Origin of the sequence: Kribbella aluminosa (genome assembly GCF_017876295.1) — a bacterium.
In the GTDB taxonomy this organism is placed as follows: Bacteria; Actinomycetota; Actinomycetes; order Propionibacteriales; family Kribbellaceae; genus Kribbella; species Kribbella aluminosa.
Genome location: NZ_JAGINT010000001.1, coordinates 787,497 through 812,114, shown reverse-complemented (window position 1 = coordinate 812,114; position 24,618 = coordinate 787,497). Strand labels below are relative to the sequence as shown.

Annotated in this window: 38 protein-coding genes and 1 pseudogene; 1 reads left to right on the top strand and 38 read right to left on the bottom strand. The window is 67.1% G+C overall.

Annotated elements, in window-relative coordinates:
* Positions 1 to 3: 3 nt before the first annotated feature.
* The 10 genes from JOF29_RS04025 to JOF29_RS03980 form a co-directional block, all read right to left on the bottom strand.
* Entirely contained in the window at positions 4 to 618 is a 615-nt protein-coding gene (locus JOF29_RS04025; protein ID WP_209692864.1) for a class I SAM-dependent methyltransferase, read from the bottom strand.
* On the bottom strand, positions 611 to 1,423 hold the full coding sequence (gene truA, locus JOF29_RS04020) for a tRNA pseudouridine(38-40) synthase TruA (protein WP_209692863.1): 813 nt from the start codon (positions 1,421 to 1,423) through the stop codon (positions 611 to 613). Before truA ends, JOF29_RS04025 begins: the two co-directional genes overlap by 8 nt.
* Positions 1,424 to 1,483: 60 nt before the next feature.
* The gene (rplQ, locus tag JOF29_RS45875) at positions 1,484 to 2,185 is read right to left on the bottom strand and encodes a 50S ribosomal protein L17, sunset domain variant (RefSeq protein ID WP_209692862.1); all 702 of its coding nucleotides are present in this window, start codon (positions 2,183 to 2,185) and stop codon (positions 1,484 to 1,486) included.
* 69 nt (positions 2,186 to 2,254) lie between these two features.
* On the bottom strand, positions 2,255 to 3,280 hold the full coding sequence (locus tag JOF29_RS04010; protein ID WP_209692861.1) for a DNA-directed RNA polymerase subunit alpha: 1,026 nt from the start codon (positions 3,278 to 3,280) through the stop codon (positions 2,255 to 2,257).
* Positions 3,281 to 3,383: 103 nt separating this feature from the next.
* On the bottom strand, positions 3,384 to 3,992 hold the full coding sequence (rpsD, locus tag JOF29_RS04005) for a 30S ribosomal protein S4 (protein WP_209692860.1): 609 nt from the start codon (positions 3,990 to 3,992) through the stop codon (positions 3,384 to 3,386).
* A 23-nt stretch (positions 3,993 to 4,015) separates the two neighbouring features.
* Positions 4,016 to 4,423 carry a 30S ribosomal protein S11 gene (rpsK, locus tag JOF29_RS04000; protein WP_131286332.1) on the bottom strand — a complete coding sequence of 136 codons (408 nt, stop codon included), beginning with the start codon at positions 4,421 to 4,423 and terminating at the stop codon, positions 4,016 to 4,018.
* 35 nt (positions 4,424 to 4,458) lie between these two features.
* Positions 4,459 to 4,830 (bottom strand): 30S ribosomal protein S13, encoded by a 372-nt coding sequence (gene rpsM, locus JOF29_RS03995; RefSeq protein WP_133789395.1) that lies wholly within the window; start codon positions 4,828 to 4,830, stop codon positions 4,459 to 4,461.
* 183 nt (positions 4,831 to 5,013) lie between these two features.
* Positions 5,014 to 5,127: a 50S ribosomal protein L36 gene (gene rpmJ, locus JOF29_RS03990; RefSeq protein ID WP_008361054.1), complete on the bottom strand. Its 114-nt coding sequence runs from the start codon at positions 5,125 to 5,127 to the stop codon at positions 5,014 to 5,016.
* Positions 5,128 to 5,160: 33 nt separating this feature from the next.
* Positions 5,161 to 5,382 (bottom strand): translation initiation factor IF-1, encoded by a 222-nt coding sequence (gene infA, locus JOF29_RS03985; protein ID WP_012923661.1) that lies wholly within the window; start codon positions 5,380 to 5,382, stop codon positions 5,161 to 5,163.
* A gap of 92 nt (positions 5,383 to 5,474) precedes the next feature.
* On the bottom strand, positions 5,475 to 5,798 hold the full coding sequence (locus tag JOF29_RS03980) for a winged helix-turn-helix transcriptional regulator (protein WP_209692859.1): 324 nt from the start codon (positions 5,796 to 5,798) through the stop codon (positions 5,475 to 5,477).
* Between the two features lie 76 nt (positions 5,799 to 5,874).
* Here JOF29_RS03980 and JOF29_RS03975 point away from each other — a divergent pair, with 76 nt between their 5' ends.
* Positions 5,875 to 6,726 carry an NAD(P)-dependent oxidoreductase gene (locus JOF29_RS03975; RefSeq protein WP_209692858.1) on the top strand — a complete coding sequence of 284 codons (852 nt, stop codon included), beginning with the start codon at positions 5,875 to 5,877 and terminating at the stop codon, positions 6,724 to 6,726.
* On the opposite strand, the gene JOF29_RS03970 is transcribed toward JOF29_RS03975, so the two are convergent.
* From JOF29_RS03970 to fusA, 28 genes and pseudogenes are all read right to left on the bottom strand, one after another.
* Positions 6,713 to 7,429, bottom strand: coding sequence for a hypothetical protein (locus tag JOF29_RS03970; protein WP_307863134.1), 717 nt, complete (start codon positions 7,427 to 7,429; stop codon positions 6,713 to 6,715). The genes JOF29_RS03975 and JOF29_RS03970 overlap by 14 nt on opposite strands.
* An 81-nt stretch (positions 7,430 to 7,510) precedes the next feature.
* Positions 7,511 to 7,957 carry a DUF1707 SHOCT-like domain-containing protein gene (locus JOF29_RS03965; protein WP_209692857.1) on the bottom strand — a complete coding sequence of 149 codons (447 nt, stop codon included), beginning with the start codon at positions 7,955 to 7,957 and terminating at the stop codon, positions 7,511 to 7,513.
* A 64-nt stretch (positions 7,958 to 8,021) separates the two neighbouring features.
* On the bottom strand, positions 8,022 to 8,855 hold the full coding sequence (gene map / locus JOF29_RS03960) for a type I methionyl aminopeptidase (RefSeq protein ID WP_209692856.1): 834 nt from the start codon (positions 8,853 to 8,855) through the stop codon (positions 8,022 to 8,024).
* 9 nt (positions 8,856 to 8,864) lie between these two features.
* Positions 8,865 to 9,437, bottom strand: a complete 573-nt coding sequence (locus tag JOF29_RS03955) for an adenylate kinase (protein WP_209692855.1) — start codon at positions 9,435 to 9,437, stop codon at positions 8,865 to 8,867.
* Positions 9,437 to 10,738, bottom strand: coding sequence for a preprotein translocase subunit SecY (gene secY, locus JOF29_RS03950; RefSeq protein WP_209692854.1), 1,302 nt, complete (start codon positions 10,736 to 10,738; stop codon positions 9,437 to 9,439). Before secY ends, JOF29_RS03955 begins: the two co-directional genes overlap by 1 nt.
* 135 nt (positions 10,739 to 10,873) lie before the next feature.
* On the bottom strand, positions 10,874 to 11,314 hold the full coding sequence (rplO, locus tag JOF29_RS03945; protein ID WP_130441472.1) for a 50S ribosomal protein L15: 441 nt from the start codon (positions 11,312 to 11,314) through the stop codon (positions 10,874 to 10,876).
* A 1-nt stretch (position 11,315) separates the two neighbouring features.
* Positions 11,316 to 11,498, bottom strand: a complete 183-nt coding sequence (gene rpmD, locus JOF29_RS03940; protein ID WP_209692853.1) for a 50S ribosomal protein L30 — start codon at positions 11,496 to 11,498, stop codon at positions 11,316 to 11,318.
* Positions 11,498 to 12,097: a 30S ribosomal protein S5 gene (gene rpsE, locus JOF29_RS03935; RefSeq protein WP_209692852.1), complete on the bottom strand. Its 600-nt coding sequence runs from the start codon at positions 12,095 to 12,097 to the stop codon at positions 11,498 to 11,500. Before rpsE ends, rpmD begins: the two co-directional genes overlap by 1 nt.
* 31 nt (positions 12,098 to 12,128) lie before the next feature.
* Positions 12,129 to 12,512 (bottom strand): 50S ribosomal protein L18, encoded by a 384-nt coding sequence (gene rplR / locus JOF29_RS03930; protein ID WP_209692851.1) that lies wholly within the window; start codon positions 12,510 to 12,512, stop codon positions 12,129 to 12,131.
* Positions 12,513 to 12,514: 2 nt separating this feature from the next.
* Positions 12,515 to 13,057 (bottom strand): 50S ribosomal protein L6, encoded by a 543-nt coding sequence (gene rplF / locus JOF29_RS03925; protein ID WP_209692850.1) that lies wholly within the window; start codon positions 13,055 to 13,057, stop codon positions 12,515 to 12,517.
* A gap of 27 nt (positions 13,058 to 13,084) precedes the next feature.
* The gene (rpsH, locus tag JOF29_RS03920) at positions 13,085 to 13,492 is read right to left on the bottom strand and encodes a 30S ribosomal protein S8 (RefSeq protein WP_209692849.1); all 408 of its coding nucleotides are present in this window, start codon (positions 13,490 to 13,492) and stop codon (positions 13,085 to 13,087) included.
* Positions 13,493 to 13,586: 94 nt separating this feature from the next.
* Positions 13,587 to 13,772, bottom strand: coding sequence for a type Z 30S ribosomal protein S14 (locus JOF29_RS03915; protein ID WP_012923674.1), 186 nt, complete (start codon positions 13,770 to 13,772; stop codon positions 13,587 to 13,589).
* Position 13,773: 1 nt separating this feature from the next.
* Positions 13,774 to 14,346, bottom strand: a complete 573-nt coding sequence (rplE, locus tag JOF29_RS03910; RefSeq protein WP_209692848.1) for a 50S ribosomal protein L5 — start codon at positions 14,344 to 14,346, stop codon at positions 13,774 to 13,776.
* Entirely contained in the window at positions 14,346 to 14,735 is a 390-nt protein-coding gene (rplX, locus tag JOF29_RS03905) for a 50S ribosomal protein L24 (RefSeq protein WP_209692847.1), read from the bottom strand. Before rplX ends, rplE begins: the two co-directional genes overlap by 1 nt.
* Before the next feature lies 1 nt (position 14,736).
* Positions 14,737 to 15,105, bottom strand: coding sequence for a 50S ribosomal protein L14 (gene rplN / locus JOF29_RS03900; protein WP_012923677.1), 369 nt, complete (start codon positions 15,103 to 15,105; stop codon positions 14,737 to 14,739).
* A 97-nt stretch (positions 15,106 to 15,202) separates the two neighbouring features.
* Positions 15,203 to 15,499: a 30S ribosomal protein S17 gene (gene rpsQ / locus JOF29_RS03895; RefSeq protein WP_209692846.1), complete on the bottom strand. Its 297-nt coding sequence runs from the start codon at positions 15,497 to 15,499 to the stop codon at positions 15,203 to 15,205.
* The gene (rpmC, locus tag JOF29_RS03890; RefSeq protein ID WP_209692845.1) at positions 15,496 to 15,780 is read right to left on the bottom strand and encodes a 50S ribosomal protein L29; all 285 of its coding nucleotides are present in this window, start codon (positions 15,778 to 15,780) and stop codon (positions 15,496 to 15,498) included. The genes rpsQ and rpmC overlap by 4 nt, the downstream gene beginning before the upstream one ends.
* On the bottom strand, positions 15,780 to 16,199 hold the full coding sequence (rplP, locus tag JOF29_RS03885; RefSeq protein WP_209692844.1) for a 50S ribosomal protein L16: 420 nt from the start codon (positions 16,197 to 16,199) through the stop codon (positions 15,780 to 15,782). Before rplP ends, rpmC begins: the two co-directional genes overlap by 1 nt.
* A gap of 3 nt (positions 16,200 to 16,202) precedes the next feature.
* On the bottom strand, positions 16,203 to 17,081 hold the full coding sequence (gene rpsC / locus JOF29_RS03880) for a 30S ribosomal protein S3 (protein WP_209692843.1): 879 nt from the start codon (positions 17,079 to 17,081) through the stop codon (positions 16,203 to 16,205).
* A 151-nt stretch (positions 17,082 to 17,232) separates the two neighbouring features.
* Positions 17,233 to 17,688: pseudogene (gene rplV / locus JOF29_RS45150) on the bottom strand (50S ribosomal protein L22); the annotation flags it as partial.
* Positions 17,689 to 17,741: 53 nt separating this feature from the next.
* Entirely contained in the window at positions 17,742 to 18,023 is a 282-nt protein-coding gene (gene rpsS, locus JOF29_RS03870; RefSeq protein WP_209692841.1) for a 30S ribosomal protein S19, read from the bottom strand.
* A 15-nt stretch (positions 18,024 to 18,038) separates the two neighbouring features.
* Positions 18,039 to 18,872, bottom strand: coding sequence for a 50S ribosomal protein L2 (gene rplB, locus JOF29_RS03865; RefSeq protein WP_209692840.1), 834 nt, complete (start codon positions 18,870 to 18,872; stop codon positions 18,039 to 18,041).
* On the bottom strand, positions 18,872 to 19,177 hold the full coding sequence (rplW, locus tag JOF29_RS03860; RefSeq protein WP_209692839.1) for a 50S ribosomal protein L23: 306 nt from the start codon (positions 19,175 to 19,177) through the stop codon (positions 18,872 to 18,874). The genes rplB and rplW overlap by 1 nt, the downstream gene beginning before the upstream one ends.
* Positions 19,174 to 19,866, bottom strand: coding sequence for a 50S ribosomal protein L4 (rplD, locus tag JOF29_RS03855; RefSeq protein ID WP_209692838.1), 693 nt, complete (start codon positions 19,864 to 19,866; stop codon positions 19,174 to 19,176). The genes rplW and rplD overlap by 4 nt, the downstream gene beginning before the upstream one ends.
* Complete coding sequence (gene rplC / locus JOF29_RS03850) at positions 19,863 to 20,519, bottom strand: 50S ribosomal protein L3 (protein ID WP_209692837.1); 657 nt, start codon at positions 20,517 to 20,519, stop codon at positions 19,863 to 19,865. Before rplC ends, rplD begins: the two co-directional genes overlap by 4 nt.
* A 17-nt stretch (positions 20,520 to 20,536) precedes the next feature.
* The gene (gene rpsJ, locus JOF29_RS03845; RefSeq protein WP_012923688.1) at positions 20,537 to 20,845 is read right to left on the bottom strand and encodes a 30S ribosomal protein S10; all 309 of its coding nucleotides are present in this window, start codon (positions 20,843 to 20,845) and stop codon (positions 20,537 to 20,539) included.
* A gap of 357 nt (positions 20,846 to 21,202) precedes the next feature.
* Positions 21,203 to 22,396 (bottom strand): elongation factor Tu, encoded by a 1,194-nt coding sequence (gene tuf, locus JOF29_RS03840; protein ID WP_209692836.1) that lies wholly within the window; start codon positions 22,394 to 22,396, stop codon positions 21,203 to 21,205.
* A gap of 74 nt (positions 22,397 to 22,470) precedes the next feature.
* Positions 22,471 to 24,582 carry an elongation factor G gene (gene fusA / locus JOF29_RS03835; protein WP_209692835.1) on the bottom strand — a complete coding sequence of 704 codons (2,112 nt, stop codon included), beginning with the start codon at positions 24,580 to 24,582 and terminating at the stop codon, positions 22,471 to 22,473.
* Positions 24,583 to 24,618 lie beyond the last annotated feature (36 nt).

The window sequence follows — 24,618 nt, the reverse complement described above, 5'->3', positions numbered from 1 at the left end:
TCCTCAGGACGGTGCCGGACCCGCGTTCGTTGCACGCAGGACCCGGAAACCCTTGGCGCTGGCGACCCGGGTGCACGGGTAGCCCTGATCGGTCATCCAGCGTTGCAGGGAGTCGCCGCCCAGGTTCTTGCCGACGACGAACCATCCCACGCCGCCGGGGGCAAGCCGGCCGAGCCAGTGCAGCAGCATTTTGTGCAGCTCGGCCTTGCCGATGTGGATCGCCGGATTCGACCAGAGCTGGTCGAACCGCACGTCATCGGGTACGTCGTCCGGCAACGCGGCACGTACCCGGTCCCCGACCCCAGCGGCCTTCGCGTTCAGCTCGGCGAGCTCCAGCGCGCGGTTGTTCACGTCGACCGCCCACACGGTCGCCTCCGGTGCCTCCACCGCCAGCGCACAAGCGATCGGCCCGTACCCACACCCCAGGTCCAGGAACGTCCCCGGCCCCGTAGGCGCGTCCACCGAACGCAACAGAACCGACGTACCGATGTCCAACCGGTCCCGGGAGAACACCCCGGTCGCCGTTGTGAACACATACGGCTTGTCCCAGATCCTGGCCTCGACGGTACGCCGTACGTCGGCCGACTGGGGCTCCGCCGAAAAGAAGTGGTCACCCACGCTGATGTACCTCTCCTCGCACCTGCCGCGCCTGCAACGCCCGCGCGGCCAGCTCGTCGTCCGCCGGGTAACGCACTTCCTCCAGCGTCAACCCGTGCGCCGGCAGCACGGACACAGCGGAGTCCCGCACCTTGCCGGCCAGTACTGCGCCCGGCCACGCCACCTCCCGCCGCCCGTCCCCCACGGGGAGCATGGAACCCACAAGTGCGCGCACCATCGAGTGGCAGAACGCGTCCGCGATCACAGTGCCCTCCAGCAGCCCAGGACCCGTCCGCCGCCACGAGAACTCCAGCAACGCCCGGACGGTGCTGGCGCCCTCCCGCTTCTTGCAGAACGCGGCAAAGTCGTGCTCTCCGAGCAGCCTGGTCGCGGCAGCGTTCATACGGTCCACGTCCATCGGCCGTCCCACCCGCAGCACATGACCCCGCGTCAGCGGGTCCCAGCCGGCAGGGTCGTCGCACAGCCGGTACACGTACCGCCTGGCCAGCGCCGAGAACCGGGCGTCAAAACCCTCTGGAGCCGCCGTCAGGGCTGTAACAGCCACGTCCGCGGGGAGTACGCCGTTCAGCCCCCTGAGGAGCCGTAGCGGATCCACAGGGCCTTCCAGGTCCACGTGAGTGACCTGCCCGCGCGCGTGTACGCCGGTGTCCGTCCGCCCGGCACAGGTCACGGTCGGCGACTCCGGCAAGCGCAGTACGACGCGCAGCGCCTCCTCCAGCTCGCCCTGCACGGTACGGAGATCCTCCTGACGGGCCCACCCGTGAAAGGCCGCTCCGTCGTACCGAAGATCAATCCGCCAGCGCACACGCCAATCTAACGCAACGAGGCCCCCGCACCGTCCGGTGCGGGGGCCTCGTCAGCAGACTTACTTGTCGTCGGCGTCCGAACCGCCGGCCTTGGCGAAACCAGCCGCCTCGGCGTCCTCGGCGGTCTTGAACCAGACCTCGGCGACGGTCTTGTCGTACCACGGCGACTCGGTGGTGTGGTACTTCATCGAGTCCTCGTTGCCCTTGACCGTGTAGCCCTCCGGCGCGGAGCCGTCGGCGTTCGGGGCAGCGGAGTTGTCGTACTTGCCGGCCACGACGTCCTGGACCTTGGCGTCCTCCGCCGGAGCGTCCTCGACCTTGTCCTCGACCTTGGTCTCGGCAGCGGCGGCCTTCTTCGCCGGGGCCTTCTTGGCGTCGGTCTTCTTCGCCTTCGGCGAGTCGGACAGCGCCTCGACCAGCTCGATCTTCACCATCGGGGCGTTGTCGCCCTTGCGCGGGCCCAGCTTGGTGATCCGGGTGTAGCCGCCCGGACGGTCGGCGTACCGCTCGCCGATCTCGGTGAAGAGCACGTGCACGATGCTCTTGTCCTTGATCCGCTTCATCACCTGGCGGCGCGAGTTCAGGTCACCGCGCTTGGCCTTGGTGATCATCTGCTCCGCCAGCGGCTGCAGGCGCTTGGCCTTGGCCGCGGTGGTGGTGATCGCGCCGTGCTCGAACAGCGACGTCGCGAGGTTGCTGAGGATCAGCTTCTCGTGCGCCGGGCTGCCGCCCAGGCGGGCACCCTTGGTGGGGGTTGGCATCTCGTAACTCCAGGAATCTAAGGCCCGTCGGGCCGAAGGGATGTAGGGCCCGACGGGTGCAAGGTCGGCTCAGTACTGCTCGGTCTCGGCGAAGCTCTCGTCCTCGTCGTCCGCCTCGTTGCCGTAGGCACCGGACGCGGCGCGGAGGTCGAACCCGGGCGGGGAGTCCTTCAGCGACAGGCCCATCTCGGCCAGCTTCAGCTTGACCTCGTCGATGGACTTGGAGCCGAAGTTCCGGATGTCCAGCAGGTCCTGCTCGCTGCGCGAGATCAGCTCACCCACGGTGTGGATGCCCTCGCGCTTCAGGCAGTTGTACGACCGGACGGTCAGCTGCAGGTCCTCGACCGGCAGCGCCAGATCGGCGGCCATCTGCTCGTCGACCGGCGACGGGCCGATGTCGATGCCCTCGGCCTCGACGTTCAGCTCGCGGGCCAGCCCGAACAGCTCGACCAGGGTCTTACCGGCCGACGCGACGGCGTCGCGGGGCAGCATCGACGGCTTGGTCTCGACGTCGACCACCAGGCGGTCGAAGTCGGTGCGCTGCTCGACCCGGGTGGCCTCGACCTTGTAGGTGACCTTGAGGACCGGCGAGTAGATCGAGTCGACCGGCATCCGGCCGATCTCGGCGTCCGCGGACTTGTTCTGTACGGCGGACACGTAGCCGCGGCCGCGCTCGACGACCAGCTCCATCTCGAGCCGGCCCTTCTCGTTCAGGGTGGCGATCTTCAGGTCCGGGTTGTGCACCTCGACACCGGCCGGCGGCGCGATGTCGGCGGCGGTGACGTCACCGGGGCCCTGCTTGCGCAGGTACATGGTGACCGGCTCGTCGTGCTCGGAGGAGACCACCAGGTCCTTCAGGTTCAGGATCAGCTGGGTGGCGTCTTCCTTCACCCCGGCCACGGTGGAGAACTCGTGCAGGACACCGTCGATCTTGATGCTGGTGACCGCCGCCCCCGGGATGGAGGACAGCAGGGTCCGGCGGATCGAGTTACCGAGGGTGTAACCGAAGCCCGGCTCCAGCGGCTCGATCACGAACCGCGAGCGGTACTCGTCGACGACCTCTTCGGTCAGGGATGGGCGCTGTGCGATAAGCACTTCTGGTTCCTTCTTTCGTCGCGACGACCACTATTTGAGGCCGCGAGTGGTGAAGAACGCACCGGACCGGCCGGCGGTCCGTGGACCGCCGGCCGGCACCGGGTCAGTTCTTCGAGTAGAGCTCGACGATCAGGTGCTCGGCGACCTGGGTGTCGATCTGCTGCCGGGTCGGCAGCTGGTGGACGAGGATCCGCAGCCGCTCGGGCATCACCTCGAGCCACGCCGGGACGACACGCTCGGCGTGCGTCTCGCGGGCGATGATGAACGGCGTCGTCTCGACCGACTTCCCCTTGACATCGATGATGTCGTGGGCGGAGACACGGTACGACGGGATGTTCACCTTGACGCCGTTCACGGTGAAGTGACCGTGCACGACGAGCTGGCGGGCCTGGCGGCGGGTACGGGCGAGACCGGAGCGGTACACCACGTTGTCCAGCCGGGACTCCAGGATCTGCAGCAGGTTGTCACCGGTCTTGCCGGAGCGCCGCGAGGCCTCCTCGTAGTACCGGCGGAACTGCTTCTCGAGAACGCCGTACGAGTAACGCGCCTTCTGCTTCTCGCGCAGCTGGAGCAGGTACTCGCTCTCCTTCGGGCGGCCGCGGCCGTGCATACCCGGCGGGTACGGACGACGCTCGAACGCCTTGTCGCCACCGACGAGGTCGACCCCGAGACGGCGCGACTTCTTGGTCATAGGTCCGGTGTAACGGGCCATGGTTCGCTACCTACCTCTCTGGATCAGACCCGGCGCCGCTTCGGCGGGCGGCAACCGTTGTGGGCGACTGGGGTGACGTCCTGGATGGTGCCGACCTCGAGGCCGACCGCACCCAGCGAACGAATCGCGGTCTCACGGCCGGAGCCGGGACCCTTGACGAACACGTCGATCTTGCGCATGCCGTGCTCCATCGCCCGGCGCCCAGCGGCCTCGGCGGCCATCTGCGCGGCGAACGGGGTCGACTTGCGCGAACCCTTGAAGCCGACGGTGCCCGCGGAGGCCCACGAGATGACCGCGCCGGTCGGGTCGGTGATCGTCACGATCGTGTTGTTGAACGTGCTCTTGATGTGCGCGTGGCCGGCGGCCACGTTCTTCTTCTCCTTGCGGCGCACCTTCTTCGCGCCGGCCGCCGTGCGGCTCTTGGGAGGCATTCAGTTGCTCCTGGGGTGGTCGAAAGTCATCCGGGTCACTTCTTCTTCTTGCCGGCGATCGCCTTACGGCGGCCCTTGCGGCTACGGGCGTTGGTCCGCGTGCGCTGACCGCGCACCGGAAGCCCGCTGCGGTGCCGGCGACCCTGGTACGACCCGATCTCGATCTTGCGGCGGATGTCCGCGGTCACCTCGCGACGGAGGTCACCTTCGATCTTGTAGTTGCCTTCGATCCAGTCCCGGAGCTTGACCAGCTCGTCGTCGCCCAGCTCGTGGACGCGCTTGTCCGGGGAGACCCCGGTGTTCTTCAGCGTTTCCAGGGCGCGCGTGCGGCCCACACCGAAGATGTACGTCAGAGCGACCTCGATGCGCTTGTCGCGCGGCAGGTCCACTCCTACGAGGCGTGCCATGTGGCGGTGTTCCTTTCGTCGGCAGAGGTGTGGCGGCGCGCTGCGTCCCCGCCCGCCTCGGTGTCTCTGTGACGATTCACCGGCAGGGCCCCGGCCTCTGTTCCGGGGGCGACGTCCAGAACGGATCCCGGACGAGCATGCGCGCTGTGGTGCGAAAGTGCCGTGTTACTGCGAGAGGCTTTGTCAGCCCTGCCGCTGCTTGTGCCGCGGGTTCTCGCAGATCACCATGACCCGGCCGTGCCGGCGGATCACCTTGCACTTGTCGCAGATCTTCTTGACGCTCGGATTGACCTTCATCGAGCTACTTTCTTCGACAGGTGTTGGTGGGTGTTACTTGTACCGATAGACGATCCGACCCCTGGTGAGGTCGTACGGCGACAGCTCCACGACGACCCGGTCCTCGGGGAGGATCCGAATGTAGTGCTGCCTCATCTTGCCGCTGATGTGCGCGAGCACCTTGTGCCCGTTGGACAGCTCAACACGGAACATCGCGTTCGGCAGGGCCTCGACGATGGTGCCCTCGAGTTCGATAACTCCCTCTTTTTTGGGCATGTCCTCGCACTTCTGTAGACGTGACTGGCTATGGCTACAAAGAGCCAAGGAAAGAGTCTACGCCACGCGCGCGATTGAGCCCAATTGAGCCCTCAGCGGGTACTCTCCAGCTCCGCCATGTGCTCGGCGCCCCAGTAGTCCAGCGGCATCAACGCCGCATTGAGTGACACTCCGAGTCCGGTGAGTGAGTACTCGACCTTGGGTGGCACCTGGTGGAAGACCTCGCGGTGCACGATGGCCCGCGACTCCAGCTCCCGCAACTGCTGGATCAGCATCTTCTCGGTCACCCCGGAGATCTCCCGGCGCAGCTCCCCGAACCGCATCGGCCCGTGGTGCAGCGCCCACAGGATGCGCGGCTTCCACTTCCCGCCGATCACGTCGGCCGCGGCGTCCAGGCCACAGGTGTACGGGCGCATACTTACCTTTCTGTCAGTACCTGACTATTTAGTGGGTACTTGTCCATCTTAAAGCGTTGACGCCAGGGTGGACGGCATGAAGACACCTGTCACCGTCCTGGGGCTCGGCGCGATGGGAACCGCCCTCGCCCGCGCCTTGCTGGCCGCCGGCCACCCGACCACCGTCTGGAACCGCACCCCCGGCCGCTCCCCCGAACTCGACGAGCTCGGCGCCACCCGCGCCGGCACTCCGGCGGACGCCGTCGCCGCCAGTCCGCTGGTCATCGTCTGCCTGCTCGTCGACGCGACGGTCCGCGCGACCTTGGACGGCGTCGATCTCACCGGCCGGACGGTCGTCAACCTGACCAACAGCACCCCGGAACAGTCCAGGACCACCGCGGAACGGTTCGGCGCTTCGTACCTCGACGGCGGCATCATGGCCGTCCCCGCGATGATCGGCACGCCCGGGGCGTTCATCTTCTACAGCGGCGTACCGGAAGCGTTCGAGAAGTACCGCGCGGAGCTGTCGGTGCTTGCCCGACCGGCGTACGTCGGGGAGGATCCGGGGCTGGCGGCGCTGTACGACATCGCGTTGCTGAGCGCGATGTACGGGATGTTCGGCGGCGCCCAGCACGCACTCGCCCTGATGGCCAACGCGGGCGTGCCTGCGACTGCCTTCACCGAGCAGTTCCTGTCCCCGTGGCTGACGGCAATGCTGGCCAGCATCCCTCGCATGGCCGGGGAACTCGACAACGGCCCTGTGGATACGGCCGGGTCGAATCTCGCGATGCAGGCAGCTGCCTACGAGAACCTGGTCACCGCAGCACAAACACAAGGCGTCGATCCCAGGCTCCTGGTTCCGATGGGTGAATTGCTGGCCGAGGCGGTTGCTGCCGGGCATGGGGACGAGGGATTGTCCGCGCTCGTGGGACTGCTCAGGAGCGCGTAGCGGCCCACTGTTCGCCGGCGCGCCAGAGCTGCTCGGGCATCAGGTCGAGCAGATCGCAGGCCGCGTCGAGCTGGGCGAGGGCGGTGCCGGAATCGCGGTACGCCGGAAGGATCGCGACGAACCGCCGCCCCTCACAGCTGAAGCCGAACTCCGGTACGCCGGCCAGCGCCTCGGCCGCCCGCGGATGCAGGACCGCCAGCGCATGATCCTCACGCCCGTTGAACAACCGGTACTGTGTGGACAGCCCGTCGACGGTGATCGGCAACGGCAACAGGCTCGCCGCCGCGACCGGAGCCAGCTGCGCGGGTAGCACCTGCAACGGCGGCAGCGGCCGATCCACCTGCAGATCAAGGAAGTCGAAGCCGAGCTCACGCCGCCGTACCTTGTACCGGAACCGCCCCGTCCAGAACTCCCGCCCGCGATGCCGGCCGGACGTCACCTCCGTGACCTCGGCCTCCCGGTCAACGTCAAACGGTGGGAACGGCCAACGATCCAGCAGCTCGTCGCCGGACGCACTGAGCCGCCAGCCGAGCTGCCCCGCGGCGTCGGCCCACGCGTGCCGCCGGCGGTTCTCCCCGATCCGCAGGCCGAGCGTGAGCCCGACCAGGGCCAGGAACCAGACCAGTACGAACCACCCGACCCAGCGCGGCTCCAGCAACAGTCCGACGATCGCCAGCGGTACGGCGACCACGAACCAGACCACATAGACGACGGCGGCCCCCCTGATGCAGCTGCCACGCCCACACCGGCCGCAGCCGCGGGATCGGGAGAGGTGCCCTTGCTGTCAACGGCGTCTGCCGAGGCCGCCGAGGGCGATGATCGCCCACGGGATCAGCAGCCAGACCGGCCAGAAGTGCGGCCAGTGCCCGCCGTTGCCGAGCCCGATCACGAACCAGATCACGACGTTGATCGCCACCACACCGGTGAAACCGCCGATCGCGCCGCCACGACGACCGGGGTGGTTCTCCTTCTTCCGCTCCGGGAAGCTGCCCGGCTCCGGCGCGGGCTTGGTGTCCTTGACCACCTCGGGTGTCTGGTACGTCCGTACCGGCGGCAGGTCACGCACCAGCGGCTCGAGCTCGCCGTACGTCTGGACCGCGTACAGCTGGTCGAGACGCGACGAGAACTCCGGCTGGTCCAGCCGCCCGTCCGCGAACGCGTCCCGCAACCGCCCGGCGATCTTGTCGCGGTCGGCTTCGGTGAATCGCTGATGCGGCTGGTACTGGGGCATGCCTCAAGTGTGCCTCAGCCCCGGTCCGCTCCGCGTCCCCCAACGGGTGGACGCACTGGGCCTGTCAGTCGGCGAGCGGGCCGAACGTGACGCCGAGCTCCGCGAGTTTTGCCTCGCCGCCGTCCAGGGCAGTCAGCACCCACGGTCCTTGCGGAGTGAGAGTAAACGTGTGCTCGGTGTGTGCGGCGGGCTCGCCGTCGTCGGTGACCACGGTCCAGTCGTCCTCGAGCGTGTGGTTCTCCTGCTTGCCGAGGGTGAGCATCGGCTCGACGGCGAGCGCCAGTCCCTCGACCAGCTTCGGCCCCTTGCCGGGACGGCCGAAGTTCGGCACGTTCGGCGGCTGGTGCATGGCCGAGCCGATCCCGTGCCCGACGAAGTCCTCGACGATCCCGTACGGCGAGTTCGCGCGGACGTGCGCCTCGACGGCCGCCGAGATGTCGGACAGCCGTCCACCGAGCCGTGCGGCCGCGAACCCGCGCCACATCGACTCCTCGCAGATCCGGGCCAGGTCGAGCAGCTCGTCGGCCACCGCGTCCGGACCGCCGACCGGGACCGTGATCGCGGCGTCGCCGTGCCAGCCGTCGACGATCGCACCGCAGTCGATCGAGATCAGGTCGCCGTCGGCCAGCACCCGGTCGCCCGGGATGCCGTGCACGATCTCGTCGTTCACCGACGCGCAGATCGACCCGGTGAACCCGTGGTACCCCTTGAACGACGGCGTCGCGCCGGACGACCGGATGTTGTCCTCCGCGATCGCGTCCAGCTCGCCGGTGGTGATGCCGGCCTGCACCGCACCACGGAGCAGCTCCAGCGTGCGGCCGACCACCAGGCCGGCCGTGCGCATCGCCAGAATCTGCTCGCGGGTCTTGATCTCGATACCGCGGTCCTTGAAGATCACGTGCGTTCGTTACTCCGTGATCGACTTCAGCGCGGCCAGGACACGTTCGCTGACCTCGTCGATCTCGCCGACGCCGTCGACCTCGACCAGCAGGCCGCGCTCGCCGTACACCGCGAGCAGCGGCTTGGTCTCGGCGGCGTACACGTCCTGCCGGTGCCGGATGACCTCTTCGGAGTCGTCCGAGCGACCCTCCGACTGGGCCCGCTTGAGCATCCGGCCGACCAGGACGTCGGTGTCCGCGACCAGCGCCACCACGGCGTCCAGCTTGTGGCCGTGGTCGGCGATGATCTCGTCCAGCGTGCCGACCTGGGCCAGCGTCCGCGGGTACCCGTCGAGCAGGAAGCCCTCGCCGGCGTCGGCCTCGGACAGCCGGTCGCGCACCATCGCGTTCGTGATCTCGTCCGGGACGTAGTCGCCGGCGTCCATGTAGCGCTTCGCCTCGACACCGAGCGGCGTCTCGTCCTTCACGTTCGCACGGAAGATGTCGCCGGTGGACACGGCCGGGATATTCAGGCGATCGGCAAGCACCTTTGCCTGCGTACCCTTGCCCGCCCCGGGCGGACCCATCAGCAACATTCTCATCAGCGCAGGAACCCTTCGTAGTTACGCTGCTGCAGCTGACTCTCGATCTGCTTCACCGTGTCGAGCCCGACGCCGACCATGATCAGGATCGACGTACCACCGAACGGGAAGTTCTGGCTCGCGTTCAGCAGGACGAGAGCCACCAGCGGGATCATCGAGATCGCCGCGAGGTAGATCGCGCCCGGCAGCGTGATGCGGTCCAACACGTACTTCAGGTATTCCTCGGTCGGCCGCCCCGCCCGGATGCCCGGGATGAAGCCGCCGTACTTCTTCATGTTGTCCGCGACTTCCTTCGGGTTGAAGGTGATCGAGACGTAGAAGTACGTGAAGAAGATGATCAGGGCGACGTAGGTCACCATGTAGATCGGGTGGTCGCCCTTGACCAGGTTGCCCTGGATCCAGTTGGACCAGCTCTTGCCCTGCTGGAACTGACTGACCAGGACGGGAAGGTACAGCAGGCTGGAGGCGAAGATGACCGGGATGACACCGGCCTGGTTCACCTTCAGCGGAATGTAGGTCGACGTACCGCCGAACATCTTCCGGCCGACCATCCGCTTGGCGTACTGCACCGGGATCCGGCGCTGCGCCTGCTCGATGAAGATGACCGCGGCCATGATGACCAGACCGATCGCGATCACCACGACGAAGGTGCTGACACCCTTCTGCTTGCGGATGCTCCAGAGCTGGGTCGGGAAGGTCGCGACGATCTGGGTGAAGATCAGGATCGACATACCGTTACCGACACCACGGTCGGTGATCAGCTCGCCCAGCCACATGATCACGCCGGTGCCGGCGGTCATGGTCAGCACCATGACGGTGATCGTGAACCAGTCGTCCTTGTAGAGCAGCGGCTCGGTGCAGCCCTGGAACAGCCGGCCGGGAGTCCGGGCCAGCGCCACGAACGCGGTCGACTGCAGGATCGCCAGCCCCACGGTCAGGAACCGGGTGTACTGGGTGATCTTGGACTGTCCCGCCTGGCCTTCCTTCTTCAGCGACTCCAGCCGCGGGATGACCACGGTGAGCAGCTGCAGGATGATGCTGGCCGTGATGTACGGCATGATGCCGAGCGCGAAGATCGCGAGCTGCAGCAGTGCCCCACCGGAGAACAGGTTGATCAGGTTGTACAGGTTGGCGTTCTGGCCGCCCTGGGAGATCTTGATACAAGTGTGCAGCGACTGAACGTTCACACCCGGGGCCGGTACCACAGAGCCGATCCGGAAGATCACGACGATGAAGAGCACGAACAAGATCTTCCGGCGCAGGTCCGGCGTCTTGAACGCGTTGGCGAAGGCGCTTAACACCTTGTCCTCCCACAAGTTTCCCTTGCCGCGGGCACGGCAGGGGCCTAGCTGAGCCGCTGGGCAAGAGACGAGCCAGGGCCCGTCCGACCGGCGCAGGATATCAAGCGCCGGCCGTTACGAGCCCTGAACCTCGTGTCACACCTCGGTCGTGGTTCCCCCGGCCGCCTGGATCTTGTCCGTGGCTGACTTGGAGAACTTGTGTGCCGAGACCTGCAGTGCCACGGTCAGTTCGCCGTCACCCAGCACCTTCACCGGCTGACCACGACGTACCGCGCCCTTGGCGACCAGTTCGGCAACGCCGACCTCGCCACCTTCGGGGAACAGTTGTCCGAGCTTGTCCAGGTTAACGACCTGGAACTCCACTCGGTTCCTGCTCTTGAAGCCCTTCAGCTTCGGGAGCCGCATGTGCAGCGGCATCTGGCCACCCTCGAACCACTCGGGGATGTTGTTCCGCGCCTTGCTGCCCTTGGTACCGCGGCCGGCGGTCTTGCCCTTGCTGCCCTCACCACGACCCACGCGGGTCTTGGCGGTCTTGGCGCCGGGCGCCGGGCGCAGGTGGTGAACCTTGAGCGCCATGTCAGTCGACCTCCTCGACGGTGATGAGGTGGCGAACCGCACGAACCATGCCCCGGACCTCGGGCTTGTCCTCGTGGACCGAGCTGTCGCCGATCCGCTTGACGCCCAGGGTGCGCAACGTGTCGCGCTGGTTCTGCTTGCCACCGATGCCCGAACGGACCTGGGTCACCTTCAAGCGTGCCATCAGGAAGCCGCCTCCGCCCGCGCCTTCAGCAGCGCCGCCGGAGCGACCTGCTCGACCGTGAGCCCACGGCGCGCGGCCACGGCCTCCGGGGTCTCCAGGCTGCGCAACGCCGCCACCGTGGCGTGCACCACGTTGATGGAGTTGGACGAGCCCAGCGACTTGCTGAGGATGTCGTGGATCCCGGCGCACTCCAGTACGGCGCGCGCCGAACCGCCGGCGATCACACCGGTACCGGGCGCGGCCGGACGCAGCATGACCACGCCTGCGGCCTTCTCGCCCTGCACCGGGTGCGGGATGGTGCCCTGGATCCGCGGCACCTTGAAGAACGACTTCTTGGCCTCCTCGACACCCTTGGCGATCGCCGCGGGCACCTCCTTGGCCTTGCCGTAACCCACACCGACGGTGCCGTCACCGTCACCGACGACCACGAGGGCGGTGAAGCTGAAGCGCCGACCACCCTTCACGACCTTGGCGACCCGGTTGATGGCTACCACCTTCTCGATGTAGGCGGTCTTGTCCGCCTGCTGACCGCGACCCCCGTCGCGGCCACGGCGATCACCACCGGCGCCGCCTCCGCGACGCTGTTGGCCTCCGCTCATTTCGAGTTACCTTCTTCCTTGTACGTCGCCATCAGAAGCCGAGCCCGTTCTCACGGGCGGCGTCGGCCAGGGCTGCGATGCGGCCGTGGTACTTGTTCCCGGCCCGGTCGAAGACGACCGAGTCGATGCCGGCGGCCTTGGCGCGGTCGGCGATCAAGCCACCGACGGTCTTGGCCTTGTCGGTCTTGTTGTCCGACGCGCCGCGCAGGTCGGCCTCCATGGTGGAGGCGGACACCAGCGTCTTGCCGGCCACGTCGTCGACGACCTGCACGAACAGGTGCCGCGACGACTTGGTGACCACCAGCCGCGGCCGGTCGGCCGTGCCGTTGATCTTCTTCCGAACCCGAATCTGGCGACGCAGACGCGAGGCCGTCTTCTTGGCGGAGTGCTTGTTGTGCCGCAGTCCGATCGCCATGGTTACTTACCAGCCTTTCCGACCTTGCGACGCACCTGCTCGCCCGCGTAGCGGACACCCTTGCCCTTGTACGGCTCGGGCTTGCGCAGCTTGCGGATGTTGGCGGCGACCTCGCCGACCGACTGCTTGTCGATACCGATCACCGAGAACCGGGTCGGCGCCTCGACGTTGAACGTGATGCCTTCCGGCGCGTCCACCGTGATGGTGTGGCTGTAGCCGAGCGAGAACTCCAGCTGGGTCGGGCCCTTGGAGATCACCCGGTAACCAACGCCGACGATCTCGAGCTTTTTCTCGTACCCGTCCGTCACGCCGGTCACCAGGTTGGCGATCAGGGTGCGGGACAGCCCGTGCAGTTCCTTGCTCTTGCGCAGGTCGTCGGGACGGGTGACGGCGATCGCGCCGTCCTCGTCCCGGCCGACCGTGATCGGCTCAGCGACGACGTGCGCCAGCTGACCCTTCGGACCCTTCACGGTGACCGTCTGGCCGTCGATCGTGACGTCGACGCCGGACGGGACCGTGACCGGGAGCTTACCGATGCGAGACATTTCTGTGGTCCTCCTTCCGGTTCTTCGTCACCAGACGTAGGCGAGGACTTCCCCGCCAACGCCCTTGTTCTTGGCCTGCCTGTCGGTCAGCAGTCCCTGGGACGTCGAGATGATCGCGACGCCCAGTCCGCCGAGGACCTTGGGCAGGTTGGTCGACTTCGCGTACACCCGCAGGCCCGGCTTCGAGATCCGGCGAACACCCGCGATGGAGCGCTCCCGGCTCGGGCCGAACTTGAGGTCCACGATCAGGGACTTGCCGACGGCGCCCTCCTTGGGCTCCTCGACCTTGTAGGAGGCGATGTAGCCCTCCTGCTGGAGAATGTCGGCGATGCCCTGCTTGATCTTGCTGTACGGCATCGTGGTCGACTCGTGGTACGCCTGGTTGGCGTTCCGCAGACGCGTCAACATGTCTGCGATCGGGTCGGTCATCGTCATGGCCTGGGGCCTCTTTCCCGCCGTGGTTTCGCCGTTCGGCGACCTACGGTGACTAGATGGTGGTGAATAGGGAGAAGTTCGGGGGTGGAGACGGTCACCAGCTGGACTTGGTGACACCGGGCAGCTCGCCCCGGTGCGCCATTTCCCGCAGGCAGATCCGGCAGAGGCCGAACTTGCGGAAAACCGCCTTCGGCCGGCCGCAGCGCTGGCAGCGCGTGTAGCCACGCACCGCGAACTTCGGCTTCCGGGCCTGCTTGACCTTGAGTGCTGTCTTCGCCACGTCAGTTCTCCTTGAACGGGAAGCCGAGCGCCCGCAGCAGGGCCCGACCCTCGTCGTCGTTCGTCGCGGTGGTCACCACGGTGATGTCCATGCCCCGGACACGGTCGATCCGGTCCTGGTTGATCTCGTGGAACATCACCTGCTCGGTCAGACCGAAGGTGTAGTTCCCGGTGCCGTCGAACTGCTTGGGCGAGAGACCGCGGAAGTCGCGGATCCGGGGCAGCGCGAGCGCCAGCAGCCGGTCCAGGAACTCCCACATCCGGTCGCCGCGCAGCGTCACGTGGGCGCCGATCGGCATCCCCTCACGCAGCTTGAACTGCGCGATCGACTTGCGGGCCTTGGTGACCTGGGCCTTCTGGCCGGTGATCGCGGCCAGGTCCTTCACCGCGCCCTCGATCAGCTTCGCGTCCCGGGCCGCCTCGCCGACACCCATGTTCACCACGATCTTGGTGAGGCCGGGCACCTGCATGACGTTGGCGTACTGGAACTGCTCCTGCAGGTTGCCGACGATCTCCTCGCGGTACTTCGTCTTCATCCGCGGCTGGACCTTGGTCTCGGAAACTGCCGTGCTCATCAGATCTCCTCGCCGGTACGCCGGGCGATCCGGACGCTCCGGAAACCGGTGTACGTCGAACCGTCCGGACGGCGCTTCTGCACCTCGACGCGGTTGTAGCCGACGCGGGTGGTCAGCTTCTGCTTCTTGCCGTCCTTCTCGACCTCGACGACAAGCATCACGTTCGAGACGTGGATCGGGGCTTCCTGGGTGACGATGCCACCGGTGGTGCCGCCGCGCTGGGCCTGCTGCACCTTGGTGTGCTTCTTCACCCGGTTGACGCCCTCGACGATGACCTTCTCGTCGTCCGGGAAGACCTGGATGATCTTGCCCTCGAGGCCCTTGGACCTACCGGCGATCACGCGGACCTGATCGCCCTTCTTCACGTGCAGCTTCTTCTGCTGAGCCATCTCAGAGCACCTCCGGCGCGAGCGAGATGATCTTCATGAAGCGCTTCTCCCGCAGCTCCCGGCCGACCGGGCCGAAGATACGGGTACCGCGCGGCTCGCCGTCGGCCTTCAGGATCACCGCGGCGTTCTCGTCGAAGCGGATGTAGGAGCCGTCCGGACGCCGGCGCTCCTTCACGGTCCGCACGACGACCGCCTTGACGACGTCACCCTTCTTCACACCGCCGCCGGGGATCGCGTCCTTGACGGTGGCGACGATCGTGTCACCGACACCGGCGTAGCGCCGACCGGAGCCACCGAGAACGCGGATGCAAAGGATCTCCTTCGCGCCCGTGTTGTCGGCGACCTTCAGTCGCGACTCCTGCTGGATCATCTGTTGATCTCCTGGTTGTCTCGCTGGTTCTCACTTACGTGAGCCTTGCGGAACGAATAATTTCGATTGGTTGCCGGGCCGTCAGGACCCCGGAGGGCTACTTCGCCTTCTCGAGGATCTCGACGATGCGCCAGCGCTTGGTCGCCGACAGCGGCCGGGTCTCCATCAGGAGGACGCGGTCGCCGATACCGGCGGCGTTCTGCTCGTCGTGCGCCTTGAGCTTGCTGGTACGCCGGATGACCTTGCCGTACAGCTTGTGCTTGACCCGGTCCTCGACCTCGACCACAACGGTCTTGTCCATCTTGTCGCTCAGCACCAGGCCCACACGGGTCTTCCGGTGGCTGCGCGCCGCAGGGGTCGTGCTCACGGTCTCGTCCTTCGTGTTCTCGGTCATGCGTTCGCCTTCTCACTGTCGTCCGCAGGCTCGTCGGCCTCGGTCTCGGCCTCGGCAACCGGGGCGTCGACCTCCTCGGTGATCCCGAGCGCACGCTCGGACAGCACCGTGTAGATGCGGGCGATGTCCTTCCGGACGGCGCGCAGCCGGCCGTGGGACTCCAGCTGGCCCGTGGCAGCCTGGAACCGGAGGTTGAACAGCTCCTCCTTGGCTTCACCGAGCTTGGTCATCAGCTCGTCCCGGCCAAGGTTCCGCAGCTCGGCGGCGGTCAGGGTAGCCATCAGTTCTCACCTGCCTCTCGGGAGATGAAGCGGCACTTCATCGGCAACTTGTGGATCGCGCGGCGCATCGCCTCGCGAGCGATATCCTCCGGAACACCGGACAGCTCGAACATCACGCGTCCGGCCTTCACGTTGGCGATCCACCATTCCGGCGAACCCTTACCGGAACCCATCCGGGTCTCGGCCGGCTTCTTGGTCAGCGGGCGGTCCGGGTAGATGTTGATCCACACCTTGCCGCCACGCTTGATGTGCCGGGTCATCGCGATACGCGCGGCCTCGATCTGCCGGTTGGTGACGTAGTGGCTCTCCAGCGCCTGGATGCCGAACTCACCGAACGCCAGCGTCGTACCACCCTTGGCGGCGCCGGAGCGCCCCGGGTGGTGCTGCTTGCGGTGCTTGACCTTGCGGGGGATGAGCATTGTTCAGCTCTCCGTTCCGGTCGTCTCGGCGGCCTTGCCGGCAGCCGGGGCGCTCGCCTCGACGGCCTTGTCGGTCGCCGCGGCCGCGTTGTTGTCGTTCCGCGCGTCCCGACGGTCACCGCCACGACCACCACGGCCACCACGGTCGCCACCGCGACCGCCACGGTCACCACGGTCGCCACCGTCACGGCGGGCCGGACGGCCACGCTGCTGGGTAGCGGCGCGGGCCGCAGCCTGTGCTTCGCGCTCCGCGCGGGTACCGGCCACGTCGCCCTTGTAGATCCAGACCTTCACGCCGATCCGGCCGAAGGTCGTCCGGGCCTCGTAGAACCCGTAGTCGATGTCGGCCCGCAGCGTGTGCAGCGGGACGCGGCCCTCGCGGTAGAACTCCGACCGCGACATCTCCGCGCCACCGAGCCGGCCGGAGCACTGGATCCGGATGCCCAGGGCGCCACCACGCATGGTGGTCTGCATCGCCTTGCGCATCGCGCGGCGGAACGCCACGCGGCCGGACAGCTGCTCGGCCACGCCCTGCGCGACCAGCTGGGCGTCGACCTCGGCGTTCTTCACCTCGAGGATGTTCAGCTGCACCTGCTTGCCGGTGAGCTCCTCCAGCGAGCCGCGGATGCGGTCCGCCTCGGCGCCACGGCGACCGATCACGATGCCCGGACGGGCGGTGTGGATGTCGACCCGGACCCGGTCACGGGTGCGCTCGATCTCCACGCGGGAGATGCCGGCGCGCTCCATGCCCTTGCTCAGCAGGCGACGGATCTTGACGTCCTCGCCCACGTAGTCCTTGTACAGCTTGTCGGCGTACCAACGGCTCTTGTGATCGGTGCTGATGCCGAGACGGAACCCGTGCGGGTTGACCTTCTGTCCCACGTCAGGACTCCTTCTTCTCAGCGGTGGCCTTCTTGGCGGCCTTCTTCGCGGGCGCCTTCTTGGCCGGCTTCTCGGCGGCCTCTTCCTTGGCCGGCGCGTCGGCAGCCTTGCTGGCTGCCTTCTTCGCCGGAGCCTTCTTGGCCGTGTCCGCCGTGTCAGCGGTCTTCTTGGCGGCCGCCTTCTTGGCCGACGCCTTCTCGACGGGCCCGTCGGTCTCGCGCGGGCCGACGACCACGGTGATGTGGCTCGTCCGCTTGTCGATCCGGGTGGCCCGGCCCTGTGCACGGGGGCGGTGACGCTTCAGCGTCGGACCCTCGTCCACGTAGGCCTTGACCACGATCAGTTCGGCCCGGCTCAGGTGTTCGGTGCCCTCGGCGTTCGCCGCGGCGCTGTCGACGACCTTGTACACGGTCGCGGCAGCGGCCTGCGGGGCGAACTTCAGAGTGGCGAGTGCGTCGTCGACGCCCAGACCGCGCACCAGGTCGACCACGCGGCGCGCCTTCATCGGCGTCACGCGGACGAAGCGCGCGACCGCGAAGGCCCCGGGCTGCTCGCCCAGCAGGCTCTCGCGACGGGCGCTGATCGCCCTACGCTCTTGAACGCTCATGATGTTCGAATCTCTCCGTAGATTGCTTTCGCTTCGTCACTGTCCCTGGCGGGTCAGCGACGCCGTGACTTCCGGTCGTCCTTCTCGTGACCCTTGAACGTCCGGGTCGGCGCGAACTCGCCGAGCTTGTGCCCGACCATCGAGTCCGTGACGAACACCGGCACATGCTTGCGGCCGTCGTGCACCGCAATCGTGTGGCCGATCATGTCCGGCACGATCATCGATCGGCGGGACCAGGTCTTGATGACGTTGTGGGTGCCCTTCTCGTTCTGCACCTCCACCTTCTTAGCCAGGTGGTGGTCGACGAACGGGCCCTTCTTGAGGCTGCGTGGCATTCTGGCCGGCTCCTATCAGCGCTTCTTGCCGGCCTTGCGGCGCCGGACGATCATGCGGTCGCTTTCCTTGCGGGTGCGGGTCCGGCCCTCCGGCTGGCCCCACGGGGACACCGGGTGACGACCACCCGAGGTCTTACCCTCACCACCACCGTGCGGGTGGTCGACCGGGTTCATCGCGACACCGCGGACGGTCGGGCGCTTGCCCTTCCAGCGCATCCGGCCCGCCTTGCCCCAGTTGATGTTCGACTGCTCGCCGTTGCCGACCTCACCGAGGGTGGCGCGGCAGCGCACGTCGACCATCCGGACCTCGCCGGACGGCATCCGCAGGGTGGCCATCCGGCCTTCCTTCGCGACCAGCTGGATGCTGGAACCGGCGGAGCGGGCCATCTTGGCGCCGCCGCCCGGCCGCAGCTCGACCGCGTGCACCGTCGAACCGACCGGGATGTTGCGCAGCGGCAGGTTGTTGCCCACCTTGATGTCGGCGGCCGGGCCGTTCTCGACGATCGTGCCCTGCTGCAGGTTGGAGGGGGCGAGGATGTAGCGCTTCTCGCCGTCCACGTAGTGCAGCAACGCGATCCGCGCGGTGCGGTTCGGGTCGTACTCGATGTGCGCGACCTTGGCCGGCACGCCGTCCTTGTCGTAGCGCTTGAAGTCGATCAGCCGGTACGCCCGCTTGTGACCGCCACCGTGGTGCCGGGTGGTGATCTTGCCGGAGCTGTTCCGGCCGCCCTTCTTCGGCAGCGGACGCAGCAACGACTTCTCGGGGGTCGAACGGGTGAGCTCGACGAAGTCGGCCACGCTCGAGCCACGGCGGCCCGGCGTTGTCGGCTTGTACTTGCGGATTCCCATTACGACTGGCCTCCGAAGATGTCGATACGGTCGTCGCCCTTGAGGGTCACGATCGCTCGCTTGGTGTCCGGGCGCTTACCGAAGCCGGCACGGGTCCGGCGGCGCTTGCCCTTGCGGTTGAGGGTGTTGACGTCACTGACCTTGACCTTGAAGACCTTCTCGACCGCGAGCTTGATCTCGGTCTTGTTGGCGTCCGGTGCGACCTCGAACGTGTACTTCTGCTCGTCCAGCAGGCCGTAGCTCTTCTCGCTCACGACCGGCCGGAGCAGCACGTCGCGGGGGTCCTTGTTGACTCCGTGGCTCATGCTTCTACCTCCTCGGCCTCAGTCGACGTAGCGACGGCCTTGACGGACTTGCCTCGGGGCGCGCCGGCGACGAAGGCGTCGAGCGCGTCCTTGGTGAATACGACCGCGTCGCTGCAGAGAACGTCGTACGCGTTCAGCTGGTCGGCGGCGATCAGGTGCACGTGCTGCACGTTGCGCAGGCTCAGCCAGGTGAGCTCGTCGGCGCGGCTGACGACGACCAGCGCCTTACCCGGCTCGGTCACCCCGCTCAGCACCTTGAGGGCCGACTTGGTGGACGGCGCGTCGCCGTCCACGAAGCTCTCGACCACGAACACCTGACCGTCACGGGCCCGGTCGGACAGCGCACCGCGGAGCGCGGCGGCGATCATCTTCTTCGGGGTCCGCTGGCTGTAGTCGCGCGGCGTGGGGCCGAAGACGACGCCACCACCGGTGAACTGCGGCGCGCGGGTCGAACCCTGGCGGGCGCGACCGGTGCCCTTCTGGCGGTACGGCTTGGCGCCACCGCCGGACACCTCGCCCCGGGTCTTGGTGCTGTGCGTACCCTGGCGGGCCGCGGCCAGCTGGGCCACCACGACCTGGTGGATCAGCGGGATGTTGACCTGGACGTCGAACAGCTCGGCCGGAAGCTCGGCGGAACCCAACTTGGTGACCTTGTCGCCCTTCACGGCGACGACGTCGACGGTGCTCACTTGGCAGCTCCCTTCGCGGCGTTGCGGATCAGCACCAGGCCGCCCTTGGGGCCGGGAACCGCGCCCTTCAGCAGGATCAGGCCGCGCTCGGTGTCCACCGCGTGCACGGAGATGTTCTGGGTGGTGACCTGCTCGTGACCCATCCGGCCGGCCATCCGCAGGCCCTTGAAGACCCGGCCCGGGGTGGCGCAGCCGCCGATGGAACCCGGCGAGCGGTGCTTCTTGTGCACACCGTGGGTGGCGCGCAGGCCGTGGAAGCCGTGCCGCTTCATCACACCGGCGAAGCCCTTGCCCTTGCTGGTCGCGGAAACGTCGACCCGCTCACCGGCCTCGAAGGCCTCGGCCTTGATCTCCTGGCCCAGCGTGTACTCGCTGGCGTCGGCGGTGCGCAGCTCCAGCAGGTGCCGCCGCGGCGTCACGCCGGCCTTGTCGAAGTGGCCGCGCAGGGGCTTGGTCACCTTGCGCGGGTCGATGTCGCCGAAGGCGATCTGGACGCCGTCGTAGCCGTCACGGTCCGAAGTACGGACACCGGTGACGACGCAGGGGCCGGCCTGGATCACGGTGACGGGGACGACTCGGTTGTTCTCGTCCCAGGTCTGGGTCATGCCGAGCTTGGTGCCCAGCAGACCGCGCGTGTTCTTGACAGTGCTCATTGGCTTGTTCGCGTCCCTCAGAGCTTGATCTCGATGTCGACACCGGCCGGCAGGTCGAGACGCATCAGCGAGTCGACGGTCTTCGGCGTGGGGTCGATGATGTCGATGAGCCGCTTGTGGGTGCGCATCTCGAAGTGCTCGCGGCTGTCCTTGTACTTGTGCGGCGAGCGGATGACGCAGAACACGTTCTTTTCCGTCGGCAACGGCACCGGGCCAGCAACCTTCGCACCAGTACGCGTCACCGTGTCGACAATCTTGCGTGCCGAGCTGTCGATGACCTCGTGGTCGTAGGCCTTCAGCCGGATGCGGATCTTCTGTCCCGCCATCGCTTCGCTTCGTCCTTCTCTATCGTCTTCCATTGCGTTGCTCCGACCCCCGCGGTCGGGTGTGTCGCGTACACGGCACACGCGTGACCTACCGCTTTCGACCTGGTTGGGGATCGGGGCCCCGGTCTCGGACCGGAACCTCGGCATGGTCTCCGGTCCGGCGCACCAGCCAGATCAAGAAGATCTGGGGCGCACCCCGGCGGCCTCGCCTGAGCAACCTGAATATTGTGCCAGAGATCGGCGCCGAAACGCCAATCGGGTGGCTTTGTGCCCGATCCGGCGCCACCTGAGCGCCGGATCGAGCGTAAAGCAGAGGTCCGCGGGGCTCAGTTCCGAGCCCTCGCGGACCTCATCAGATCACTTGATGATCTTGGTGACCCGGCCGGCGCCGACGGTGCGGCCACCTTCACGGATCGCGAACTTCAGACCGTCCTCCATGGCGATCGGCTGGATCAGCTCGACCGACATGTCGGTGTTGTCGCCCGGCATGACCATCTCGGTGCCCTCGGGCAGCGTGACGACACCGGTGACATCGGTGGTGCGGAAGTAGAACTGCGGGCGGTAGTTCTGGAAGAACGGCGTGTGACGGCCGCCCTCCTCCTTGGAAAGGATGTAGACCGACGCCTCGAAGTTCGTGTGCGGGGTCGTGGTGCCCGGCTTGATCACGACCATGCCGCGCTCCACCTCCTCGCGCTTGGTGCCACGAAGCAGCAGACCGACGTTCTCACCGGCCTGGCCCTCGTCGAGCAGCTTGCGGAACATCTCGATACCGGTGACCGTGGTGGTCAGCTTGGTCTCGTGGATGCCGACGATGTCGACGGTCTCGTTGACCTTGACGACACCGCGCTCGATCCGGCCGGTGACGACCGTACCGCGACCCGTGATGGTGAAGACGTCCTCCACCGGCATCAGGAACGGCTTGTCGATCTCGCGCTCCGGCTGCGGGATGTACTCGTCCACGGCGTTCATCAGCTCGAGGATCGACTCGCCCCACTTGGCGTCGCCCTGCAGCGCCGGGTGAGCGGCGACGCGGACGATCGGCGCGTTGTCGCCGTCGAACTCCTGCTCCGAAAGCAGCTCGCGGACCTCGAGCTCGACGAGCTCCAGGATCTCCTCGTCGTCGACCATGTCGCACTTGTTCAGGGCGACGACCATCGCCGGCACGCCGACCTGACGGGCGAGCAGCACGTGCTCACGCGTCTGCGGCATCGGGCCGTCGGTGGCGGCGACGACCAGGATCGCGCCGTCCATCTGAGCCGCACCGGTGATCATGTTCTTGATGTAGTCCGCGTGACCCGGGCAGTCGACGTGGGCGTAGTGCCGAGCCTCGGTCTGGTACTCGACGTGCGCGATCGAGATGGTGATACCGCGCTGACGCTCTTCCGGCGCCTTGTCGATCTGATCGAAGGCCGACGCCTCGTTGAGGGTCGGGTACTTGTCGTGCAGCACCTTGGTGATCGCCGCGGTAAGCGTGGTCTTACCGTGGTCGATGTGACCGATGGTACCGATGTTGACGTGCGGCTTGGTCCGCTCGAACTTCGCCTTCGCCACTGGGGCCCTCCTGGATAAATGTTGACTACGCCGTACGCCGACGCGCTGTGGGTGTGGTGGTCAGGAGCGAGAAGTTACTCGCCCCGGGCCTTCTTGATGATCTCTTCCGCCACGTTCTTCGGAACCTCGGCGTAGGAATCGAACTGCATCGAGTAGGACGCGCGGCCCTGGGTCTTGGACCGCAGGTCACCGACATACCCGAACATCTCGGACAACGGCACCAGGGCCTTGATGGCCCGGCTGCCACCGGGGCCTTCGTCCATCGACTGGATCTGGCCGCGGCGCGAGTTGAGGTCACCGATCACTTCACCCATGTAGTCCTCGGGGGTGATGACCTCGACCGCGAACATCGGCTCGAGGATGACCGGCGTCGCCCGCCGGGCGGCATCCTTGAAGGCCATCGAACCGGCGATCTTGAACGCGAGCTCGGAGGAGTCGACGTCGTGGTAGGCGCCGTCGGTCAGCGTGACCTTGACGTCCACCATCGGGTAGCCGGCCAGTACGCCGAACTCCATCGCCTCCTGGGCGCCTTCGTCCACCGACGGGATGTACTCCCGGGGGATGCGGCCACCGGTGACGGCGTTGACGAACTCGTAGCCGCCTTCGCCGCCGGCCTCGACCGACGTCGGCTCGATGTTGATGATCACACGCGCGAACTGACCCGAACCACCGGTCTGCTTCTTGTGCGTGTAGTCGACCTTCTCGACCTTCTTCTTGATGGTCTCGCGGTAGGCGACCTGCGGCTTGCCGACGTTGGCCTCGACGCGGAACTCGCGCTTCATCCGGTCGACCAGCACCTCGAGGTGCAGCTCGCCCATACCGGCGATGATGGTCTGGCCGGTGTCCTCGTCGGTCCGGACCTGGAAGGTCGGGTCCTCCTCGGCGAGCCGCTGGATCGCGACGCCCAGCTTCTCCTGGTCGGCCTTCGACTTGGGCTCGATGGCGACCGAGATGACCGGGGCCGGGAACTGCATGGACTCCAGCACGACCGGCTTGGCCGGGTCGCACAGGGTCTCACCGGTGGTGGTGTCCTTCAGGCCCATCACGGCGACGATGTGGCCGGCGCCGATCGACGCGATCTCCTCACGCTTGTTCGCGTGCATCCGGTAGATCTTGCCGATCCGCTCCTTGCGGCCCTTCGTCGGGTTCAGCACCTGGGTGCCGGTCTCGAGCTTGCCCGAGTACACCCGGATGAAGGTCAGCTTGCCCAGGTGCGGGTCGGCCGCGATCTTGAACGCCAGCGCCGAGAACGGCTCGTCGTCGGCCGGCTTGCGCAGCACGACCTTCTCCGGGTCCTTGACGTCGTGGCCCTCGATGGCCGGTACGTCGATCGGGCTCGGCAGGTAGGCGTTGATCGCGTCGAGCAGCGGCTGGACGCCCTTGTTCTTGAACGCGGTGCCGGTCAGGACCGGGGTCAGCTTGCTGGCGATGGTCGCCCGGCGGATGGCCGCGACGATCTGCTCCTGGGTCGGCTCGTCGCCCTCCAGGTACATCTCCATGATCTCGTCGTCGGCCTCGGCCAGCGTCTCGATCAGCTTGTCGCGCCACTCGGCGGCGATCTCGGTGTGGGTCGCCGGGATCTCCTCGACGGTGTAGTCCTCACCCATCGTGGTCTCGCCACGCCAGGTCAGCGCGCGCATCCCGATCAGGTCGACGACGCCGATGAAGTCGGCCTCGGACCCGATCGGCAGCTGCAGCACCAGCGGCACCGCGGCCAGCCGGTCGACGATCATGTCGACACAGCGCATGAACTCGGCGCCGGTCCGGTCCAGCTTGTTCACGAAGCAGATCCGGGGTACGCCGTACCGGTCGGCCTGGCGCCAGACCGTTTCCGACTGCGGCTCCACGCCGGCGACACCGTCGAACACCGCGACGGCACCGTCGAGGACGCGCAGCGAGCGCTCCACCTCGACGGTGAAGTCGACGTGGCCCGGGGTGTCGATGATGTTGATGGTGTGGTCTTTCCAGGTGCAGGTCGTCGCGGCGGACGTGATCGTGATGCCGCGCTCCTGCTCCTGCTCCATCCAGTCCATCGTGGCGGCGCCGTCGTGGACCTCACCGATCTTGTAAGTGATACCGGTGTAGAAGAGGATCCGCTCCGTCGTCGTCGTCTTGCCGGCGTCGATGTGGGCCATGATCCCGATGTTGCGGACCTTGGCCAGGTCGGTGGTGATTTGTACGGCCACCTCGGTGGTCTACCTCTCGATTCTGTACTGCGTCAA

Coding starts and splice junctions, on each gene's coding strand:
- rplQ (WP_209692862.1), bottom strand. CDS start 2,185: ATGCCAACCCCCACCAAGGGTGCCCGCCTGGGCGGCAGCCCGGCGCAC.
- rplC (WP_209692837.1), bottom strand. CDS start 20,519: ATGAGCACTGTCAAGAACACGCGCGGTCTGCTGGGCACCAAGCTCGGC.
- infA (WP_012923661.1), bottom strand. CDS start 5,382: ATGCCCAAAAAAGAGGGAGTTATCGAACTCGAGGGCACCATCGTCGAG.
- rpsK (WP_131286332.1), bottom strand. CDS start 4,423: ATGCCTCCCAAGAGCCGCACGGCGGCCGGCGCGAAGAAGGTGCGCCGC.
- rplF (WP_209692850.1), bottom strand. CDS start 13,057: ATGTCTCGCATCGGTAAGCTCCCGGTCACGGTCCCGTCCGGCGTCGAC.
- rpmJ (WP_008361054.1), bottom strand. CDS start 5,127: ATGAAGGTCAATCCGAGCGTCAAGAAGATCTGCGACAAGTGCAAGGTG.
- rplO (WP_130441472.1), bottom strand. CDS start 11,314: ATGGCGCTCAAGGTTCACCACCTGCGCCCGGCGCCCGGCGCCAAGACC.
- rplB (WP_209692840.1), bottom strand. CDS start 18,872: ATGGGAATCCGCAAGTACAAGCCGACAACGCCGGGCCGCCGTGGCTCG.
- rpmC (WP_209692845.1), bottom strand. CDS start 15,780: ATGGCTACCCTGACCGCCGCCGAGCTGCGGAACCTTGGCCGGGACGAG.
- JOF29_RS03965 (WP_209692857.1), bottom strand. CDS start 7,957: ATGCCCCAGTACCAGCCGCATCAGCGATTCACCGAAGCCGACCGCGAC.
- rpsH (WP_209692849.1), bottom strand. CDS start 13,492: ATGACGATGACCGACCCGATCGCAGACATGTTGACGCGTCTGCGGAAC.
- rpsJ (WP_012923688.1), bottom strand. CDS start 20,845: ATGGCGGGACAGAAGATCCGCATCCGGCTGAAGGCCTACGACCACGAG.
- rplP (WP_209692844.1), bottom strand. CDS start 16,199: ATGCTCATCCCCCGCAAGGTCAAGCACCGCAAGCAGCACCACCCGGGG.
- rplX (WP_209692847.1), bottom strand. CDS start 14,735: ATGGCTCAGCAGAAGAAGCTGCACGTGAAGAAGGGCGATCAGGTCCGC.
- rpsS (WP_209692841.1), bottom strand. CDS start 18,023: ATGCCACGCAGCCTCAAGAAGGGCCCGTTCGTCGACCACCACCTGGCT.
- rpmD (WP_209692853.1), bottom strand. CDS start 11,498: ATGGCACGCTTGAAGGTGACCCAGGTCCGTTCGGGCATCGGTGGCAAG.
- JOF29_RS03955 (WP_209692855.1), bottom strand. CDS start 9,437: ATGAGAATGTTGCTGATGGGTCCGCCCGGGGCGGGCAAGGGTACGCAG.
- rplE (WP_209692848.1), bottom strand. CDS start 14,346: ATGAGCACGGCAGTTTCCGAGACCAAGGTCCAGCCGCGGATGAAGACG.
- rpsE (WP_209692852.1), bottom strand. CDS start 12,097: ATGAGCGGAGGCCAACAGCGTCGCGGAGGCGGCGCCGGTGGTGATCGC.
- rpsD (WP_209692860.1), bottom strand. CDS start 3,992: ATGGCCCGTTACACCGGACCTATGACCAAGAAGTCGCGCCGTCTCGGG.
- JOF29_RS03980 (WP_209692859.1), bottom strand. CDS start 5,798: ATGCGCCCGTACACCTGTGGCCTGGACGCCGCGGCCGACGTGATCGGC.
- rplN (WP_012923677.1), bottom strand. CDS start 15,105: ATGATCCAGCAGGAGTCGCGACTGAAGGTCGCCGACAACACGGGCGCG.
- rpsM (WP_133789395.1), bottom strand. CDS start 4,830: ATGGCACGCCTCGTAGGAGTGGACCTGCCGCGCGACAAGCGCATCGAG.
- rplW (WP_209692839.1), bottom strand. CDS start 19,177: ATGAGCCACGGAGTCAACAAGGACCCCCGCGACGTGCTGCTCCGGCCG.
- JOF29_RS03975 (WP_209692858.1), top strand. CDS start 5,875: ATGAAGACACCTGTCACCGTCCTGGGGCTCGGCGCGATGGGAACCGCC.
- rplR (WP_209692851.1), bottom strand. CDS start 12,512: ATGGCGATCGGACTGCGGCACAACAAGCACTCCGCCAAGAAGACGGCC.
- rpsQ (WP_209692846.1), bottom strand. CDS start 15,499: ATGACCGAGAACACGAAGGACGAGACCGTGAGCACGACCCCTGCGGCG.